Below are 6,064 nucleotides of genomic sequence, written 5' to 3'. Positions count from 1 at the left end.
GCCTTCAAGACCGTCGGCACAGACGATGCGGCAGGTCACGATCTCGAAATGCGTATGCAGCCCATGCCCGGCATCGCTGAGCGCCTCGGCAAGCGGGACGCGAAAGAGCGTCGGTTCGACCGCGACGATGCGCGAAGCGCCATTGCACCCGACCGGCCCCGACGCATCGGAATGATAGGCAATATCCATGAACGTCAATTGTCAATTGTCAACGATTGTGTCAAGCTGTGAATTGTTTACAACGCGTGGCAAATGATGATTGGGGAGTGGGTGATGATTTCGAGGCGATGCATCCTGGCTTGGCCGCTGGCCTTGGCCGCGACGGCGGCCCTGGTGGGCGAGGCCCGAAGCGAGGACCATGCCTTGGCCGGAACACTGCGGATCGACAGCTTCGATGCGCGCCTCGATGACTATCTGGCAATCGATACGCAGCCCGAGATGCTCGCGGACGGGTTCAAATGGGCCGAAGGGCCGACCTGGGATGTCAAACGGGATTGCCTCTATTTTTCGGACATTCCCGCCAACCGGATCTACCGGTGGGACGAGCGTCGCGGACTGACCATATTCAAGGATCCCGGCGGATCCGGCGGGGCCGCCGCGGGCGTCATGCCGGGTACAAATGGTCTGCTCTACGATGCTGCGAACGATCGCCTCCTGATTTGCGACCAGGACAGCCGATCTATCCGCGCGCTCACTCTCGCCGATGACGGCGCCAAGCTTCTCCATGCGGGTGACGGCCTGCCATTCAACAGTCCCAACGATCTGGTGCTGGCGAAGGATGGCACGCTATTTTTCACCGATCCGCCCTACGGCCTGATCGATGGGGGGAAGGGGATCGCCAAGCGGCGTTCGGTCAACGGAATTTACCGGGCCGGGAAGGAAGAGGCTATCGACCTTCTCGACGGGGCTGTGAGCTATCCCAACGGGATTGGCCTGTCTCCCGACGAGAGCCATCTTTATGTCACCGTCTCGGATCCCGCCGATCCGCGTATCGTAAGGTTCGAGCTGCGCGGCGGAAAGGTGATCGAACGAATCGACCGGTGGTTCGACATGCGCGTTTTTCAACGCGATGGCAGTCCGGGAATGCCCGACGGCATGGCGGTGGCGCCGGACGGCACGCTTTTCGTCGCCGCACCGGGCGGCGTCGCCGTGATTGATGTCGAGGGACGGGCTTTGGGCCGCATCGTGACAGGCGTGCCAACGGGCAATTGCTGCATCGGGAGCGGCGGGAAATGGCTGTACATTACGGCGAACGACCGGCTTTGGCGCGTACGCTTGGCCGATTTGCCGCAGACTGTCCGGCACGCCACTTAAAATTGTAGACAATCGACATTTCAGCCGATAGGTCCGCTGCAAACAGTCTTGATGGGAGAGATATATGCGCTTCGGACACTTGCTTTGCACTGCCGCCCTTTCGGCGTTTGCCGTGACGACGGCCGTCGTCGGAGAGGGGACAGCGAATCAATGGCCGGTCGAGAGTTTCGAGTCGGTTCCTGCCAAGATCGAGGCGCGCAACGCGACGGCCAATATCGTCGCCAGCAAGAAGGCGACTGACGGCAGTCGCGCCCTCGCGATCAGCTTCGAGCCGCGCGTCGACGATGTCGTCACGCTTTCATTTGCCAAGCCGCTCGATCTCGGAGGGCGGGGCGATGTCAACCTGGCGTTCGACGTGTTCAATGACAGCCCGATGTCCACCCAGATTTTCTTCAACATCGTCGACGTCGACGGGCGGGCTCAACGGCGGAGCGCGGCCATTCCGGCTCAGGGTTCGGCGACGCTTTACGCGGTTTTGTCGGGATTCGAGGCCAGCGTGCAGACAGGGCTGCGCGAGATTCCGCCCGGTTGGCGGAGCGACGATGTCAAACTCTTTTGGCGCAACGGCGACCGCGGACTCGATCTGTCGCGCATCGCGCACATCAGTTTCGAACTCGAAGCCATCACCACGCCCCGCAAGCTTGTCATCGACAATATTCGCCTTCGTTCGAACCCGGCAACCGATCCCTTTTTCCTGACCGAGATTGTCGACCGTTTTGGTCAGGCCGCAAAGGTGGATTATCCGATCAAGATCCACAGCGAGGCCGAACTCAAGGCTGCGGCCGCGAAGGAGCTTGCCGAGCTGGCCGCGTCGAAAGGCCCGCCCGAGCGTTCCCGCTGGGGAGGCTGGTCGGCGGGACCTACCCTCAAGGGAACGGGCTTTTTCCGGACCGAGAAGGTCGACGGGAAATGGTGGCTGGTCGATCCCGATGGCCATCTCTTCTTCTCCAGCGGGATCGCGAATGTCCGCATGGCCAATCTGGAGACGGTAACGGGCTATGACTTCGAGGATCCTTCCGTCCGCAAGATCGATCCCGAGGAGTTGACCCCCGAGGATTCGCGCGATGTCGTTCCCGTCGATCCGTCGGTGCGTGGCACGCGCTTCCTTGCCTCGCCCTTGCGACGCTCGATGTTCCAATGGCTCCCTGCCTACGACGACCCGCTCGGCGATCATTACGGGTATCGCCGGACCTTTCACCAAGGCGCGTTGGAGCATGGCGAAGTCTATAGTTTCTACAAAGCCAATCTCGAGCGCCGCTATGGTGACGGCTATATGAAAAAATGGCGCGATGTGACGCTGTCACGCATGCGCGACTGGGGCATGACCTCGTTCGGCAACTGGATCGATCCGATCTATTACGACAATCAGGAAATGCCCTACTTCGCCAACGGGTGGATCATCGGCAAGTTCAAGACCCTGTCCTCGGGGTTCGACTATTGGTCGCCCTTGCCTGACGTCTACGATCCGGAATTCAAGCGCAGGGCGCGCTTGACGATCGAACAGATTGCCCGCGAAGTGAAGGGCTCGCCGTGGTGCGTCGGGGTATTTGTCGACAACGAGAAAAGCTGGGGACGCACCGATACACCGCGCTATCAATATGCTGCGGTCCTCGACGCATTGGCGAGGCCGTCTACGGATAGCCCGGCGAAGGCTGCGTTCACGAAGATGCTCCAAGGGAAATATAAATCGATTGGCGCGCTCAATGTGGCTTGGGGAACGCAATATTCCAGCTGGGACAATTTCGCGGCTGGGGCAAAAATCGAAACGATCGACCCGGCGATCCCCGATCTTTCTTGGCTTTTTGCCGATTATGCCGAGACCTATTTCCGAACGGTCCGCGACGAGCTGAAGCGGGTGATGCCCGACCATATGTATATGGGCGTCCGAATGGCCGAGTGGGGTATGCCGGCTGAGGTGACCAAAGCTGCGCTCAAATATTCCGACGTGCTGAGCTACAACGTCTATCGCGAGACGATTCATCCCGAGTCATGGGATTTCCTGAAGAAGCTCGATCGTCCGACGATCATCGGCGAGTTCCATATCGGTAGCACCTCGGACACGGGGCTCTATCACCCGGGGCTTGTGATCGGCGTCGATCAGGCCGATCGCGCCCGGATGTACGAGCAATATATGAACTCGGTTCTCGACCATCCGATGATGGTGGGTGCGCACTGGTTCCAGTATATTGACGACAATGTCACCGGTCGTGCCTATGATGGCGAAAATTACAACGTCGGTTGGGTGACGAACACCGACATGCCCTATCCCGAGATGACCGCTTCGGCGCGGCGCTTCAATTACGATCTTTACCGCCGCCGGTTCGGGAACTGACATGGCGGGCGCGATCGACCTCGGTCAAAATCATGGCTTCAACAGCGCGCAAACCAACTCGCGCGCCTTGTTGCTGGCCATCATGGTCTGTTTTGGTGGCTTTGTCTTCGGTCTCGACGCTGCCTTGGTGTCGGGTACCAAGACCTATGTCATGCAGGATCTGGGCACTGATGCGATCGGTTATGGATATGCGGTAAGCGCACCCGGTCTTGGTGTGGTTTTCGCGTTGCTCGTCACCGGCCATATTTGCGACCGGCTCGGGCGGCGTCGCACCTTGCTCATCATCGGTTGGCTTTACCTGCTGTCCGCCATTTTTGCGGTCCTTTCCCAATCGCTGTGGCAACTTGTCGCCGCGCGCTTTCTCGGCGGTCTGGCCTTTGCTTCGCTTTCGGTGTCGTCCATGTATGTCGGAGAGATCGCACCGCCGGCCAAGCGCGGCCTGCTCGTCGCCGTAAACCAGCTCAACATCGTGTTCGGGCTGTTCGCTGCCTATCTCGCCAATTATTTCATTCATGGCTGGGTCGAGCAGGGCGCCTCTTGGGTGTCCGCCATCGGGATGGATCGCTACACGTGGCAATGGATGCTGGGCGTCCAGATTCCGCCCTCGATCCTCTGGATCATATTCCTGATACGGATACCGGAGAGCCCACGGTGGCTGATGCTGCGCGGGCGGCGCGCCGAAGCGGAGAGCGTCATGGCGCGTCTGATGCCCGCCGACGAAGCGGGCGCGGCGATCGCCGACATCGAAACGACGGTGGCGGCAGATCGTGCGCAGTCGGGCGAGCATGATGCGGGAACCCTGCACCACCTGCGCCGCATGATCTCGCCGACGATCGTGCGGGCAACGATCATCGGCCTCGTCATCGCCGCGGTCCAGCCGACGACGGGCATCAACGCCATCATGTTCTATGCTCCTTATGTCATCGAGCAGGTCGGCGTGGGCGTCGATGCATCGTTCCTCGTACCGGTAGTGAACGGCGTCTTCAGCATCGTCGCGACCACCGCCGCGCTCTTCTTCATCGACCGGATCGGCCGACGGACGATACTGCTGGGAGGGCTCGGAGTTGCAGCCATAAGCCTGATCGCTTGCTCCTACAGTTTTGCGAGCGCGACCTATCGGCTCAGCCCCGCTTCGATCGCCGCTTTGCCCTCTACAATCGACCGCGATGCGCTGGCGCCCATGGCGGGGCGCGCCTTCGATGGCGATGTGGCCTTCAAGGACGAGCTCAATCGCGCCCTCGGCAAGCAGGTCGCCCAAGCCAATGAAGCCGAACTCCTGAAGGCGGGCACGAACATCAACAGCTGGCTCGTGCTCGCCAGCATTGCAGCCTTTGTGGCGGCCTTTCAATTTTCGATCGGGCCGATCATGTGGGTTATCCTGTCCGAAATTTTCCCGACGGCCGTTCGCGGTGTGGCGATCCCGGCGTGCGCTCTCCTCACAAGCGTCCTGAACTACGGCGTTCAACAATTTTTCCCATGGCAGCTGGTCAATCTGGGCGCCGCATCGGTCTTCGGCTTTTATGCCGCCTGTGTTTGCGTTGGACTTGCCGTCCTTTGGAAGATGCTGCCGGAAACCAAGGGCAGGTCGATTGAAGATATCGCCGCGGAACTCGCCGGCAGGAAGGAAACGCAGTGATTCCAACGCAAAGTCTTGAAGGCAAGAATGTCGTCGTCACAGGTGGCGGAGCGGGTATCGGATGGGGAATCGTCCAGGCCTGCGCCGCGGCCGGCGCGCATGTCTTCTTTGGTCAGCGAAGCGCGGAGGGCGAGGACAAGGCCGCGCTGATCCGAAGCCGGGGTCAGGAAGCCAGCTTCATGACCCTCGATGTTTCCGATCCGGCGAGCATCGCCGATTTTGCAAACGCCGCGATAGATCGACTTGGGCGGATCGATGGTCTCATCAACAATGCGGGCGTGACCATCGAAGGCGATTTTCTCGTCTTTCCGGCCGACGATCTCGATCGACTCTGGGCGACCAACGTGCGGTCGATTTTTCTGCTCACCCAGGCGCTGGTGCCCGCAATGCCGAGAGGGGGCGCCGTCCTCAACATTTCGTCAAACCATTCGGTGGCGAGCGTCGCGGGTTATGAGATGTATGCCGCGACCAAGGGGGCGATTGCCGCGATGACGCGCGCGCTCAGCTGGAGTCTCGGCGCGCGGGCTATTCGGGTCAACACATTGAGTCCGGGCCTGACGCGCACCGAGGCCGTCCAGCAAGTGATCGATCGGTCGCCCGAGCTCGAGCGCAGCTTCAACGCGATGCACGCCGACGGCAATTTCGCCACTGTCGAAGAGATTGGGGCGGTCGCGGCGTTCCTTGTGTCGGGCGCTGCTGCGGCCATAACCGGCGCCGATCTCATTGCTGATCACGGGCTTGCGGTGCAATTGTGCCGCGACGACGAACTCAAATAGGAGGAC

4 protein-coding genes and 1 pseudogene are annotated in these 6,064 nt (G+C 60.6%); 4 read left to right on the top strand and 1 reads right to left on the bottom strand.

Annotated features, from left to right (window positions below; genetic code table 11):
* Nucleotides 1-189 (bottom strand): annotated as a pseudogene (locus JI743_RS15110) (hypothetical protein); the annotation flags it as partial.
* Nucleotides 190-363: 174 nt separating this feature from the next.
* On the opposite strand from JI743_RS15110, the gene JI743_RS15105 reads away from it, so the two are divergent.
* The 4 genes from JI743_RS15105 to JI743_RS15090 all read left to right on the top strand — a co-directional run bounded on the left by JI743_RS15105 (nucleotide 364) and on the right by JI743_RS15090 (nucleotide 6,058).
* Nucleotides 364-1,314, top strand: a complete 951-nt coding sequence (locus JI743_RS15105) for an SMP-30/gluconolactonase/LRE family protein (RefSeq protein ID WP_236660069.1) — start codon at nucleotides 364-366, stop codon at nucleotides 1,312-1,314.
* A gap of 112 nt (nucleotides 1,315-1,426) precedes the next feature.
* Nucleotides 1,427-3,646: a beta-galactosidase gene (locus tag JI743_RS15100; protein ID WP_330903022.1), complete on the top strand. Its 2,220-nt coding sequence runs from the start codon at nucleotides 1,427-1,429 to the stop codon at nucleotides 3,644-3,646.
* Between the two features lies 1 nt (nucleotide 3,647).
* Nucleotides 3,648-5,282, top strand: a complete 1,635-nt coding sequence (locus JI743_RS15095) for an MFS transporter (RefSeq protein WP_201929498.1) — start codon at nucleotides 3,648-3,650, stop codon at nucleotides 5,280-5,282.
* A complete protein-coding gene (locus tag JI743_RS15090; RefSeq protein ID WP_201929496.1) occupies nucleotides 5,279-6,058 on the top strand; it encodes an SDR family NAD(P)-dependent oxidoreductase in 780 nt (259 codons plus the stop codon). Before JI743_RS15095 ends, JI743_RS15090 begins: the two co-directional genes overlap by 4 nt.
* The last annotated feature ends 6 nt before the right edge of the window (nucleotides 6,059-6,064 follow it).

Origin of the sequence: Sphingopyxis jiangsuensis, from assembly GCF_016734905.1 — a bacterium.
Classification (GTDB): domain Bacteria; phylum Pseudomonadota; class Alphaproteobacteria; order Sphingomonadales; family Sphingomonadaceae; genus Sphingopyxis; species Sphingopyxis jiangsuensis.
Note: the sequence above shows the minus strand (reverse complement) of the source record. Positions and strands in the feature narration are given on the sequence as shown.

Excerpts from the sequence above, each read along its gene's own strand:
- JI743_RS15095 (WP_201929498.1), top strand. The coding sequence starts at position 3,648 with ATGGCGGGCGCGATCGACCTCGGTCAAAATCATGGCTTCAACAGCGCG.